General features: G+C 56.7%; 1 protein-coding gene. It reads left to right on the top strand.

Going from position 1 to position 1,001, the window contains the following annotated elements:
• Positions 1–145: 145 nt before the first annotated feature.
• On the top strand, positions 146–1,001 hold an 856-nt coding region (locus ACREAY_RS12170), incomplete at its 3' end, for a carboxypeptidase-like regulatory domain-containing protein (protein WP_431756031.1).

Here is a 1,001-nt window from a genome sequence, read left to right as displayed (position 1 = left end):
GGAATGATATGTGCCTCCAGAGTAATTAACGCTTTCATGGCGCCTGCAGGTAGGCGCAACTGTCAAGGTTAAACAAAGCTGCTGAGGATTAGCAGATGCGCCAAGCTAGGGATATCACTGGTGATGCCGTAGTTATCTTATGTCAATGTCTGAAATAAGGAGCCAGTTTGGCGAGCTGCAAAAAAAGTATCACGAGCAACTTCCCAAGGTCGATCCCGGGCTGATACACGACCTGCTTTTGCGCAAGGCGGAAAACCCGTCTATGGACCCGATATACATGGTAGAGGTGTTCACCAAGCCCGGGCTGAACACAGAGCAGGTGCGGTCATACATAATAGAAAAGACCGGCATGAGCCCCGGCATATACGACAACGGCACGCACTATGTCACCAACCAAAAGCTGACCCTCGAAGGCCTGAAAGAGATCTCGGACTCGGACGACGTGCTCGAAGTCTCGGGCGTCTATACCGGAAACATCGGCGGCTATGGCGCATCGCTTGACAGAAAGCGCGATAAAGGCGAGGAGAGACCCTACGAGCCGCGCCCGCCAGCAACGGCATCAGAGACTGTAAGGGTGCCCGTGCCCAGCGAGGAGAGAAAGGCAGGCGGCAGGTACATGCTTGCAATCTATGTGGCCGCCGGCATCATTGGGGCAGTCCTTATTGCCGGCCTTGTGATAAGCGGGGGCCTCACGCCAAACGTCAACGCTCCATCCACGCCGGCAGTAGACGTGCCAGGCGCGCTCCATGGCGGCGTGACAGGACCAACCGGCCTGCCTGCGATAGGCGCGACGGTGACCGCGGCAGAGCAGTCGACAGGCCAGACTGAAAACGTCTTCGTGTCGCTGAACGGCCAGTACCTACTGGACCTGACGCCCGGCACCTACATCGTGGCAGTCTATTACCCTGACGGCACAAACCAAGTGGTAAACAACTTTGCAGTCGAAGAGGGCTCTGACCACCAGATCGACTTTCACTACGGCCAGCCTCCACAGGTGGACT

This window comes from Nitrososphaera sp., assembly GCF_050748925.1.
Lineage (GTDB): Archaea > Thermoproteota > Nitrososphaeria > Nitrososphaerales > Nitrososphaeraceae > Nitrososphaera.
Note: the sequence above shows the minus strand (reverse complement) of the source record. Positions and strands in the feature narration are given on the sequence as shown.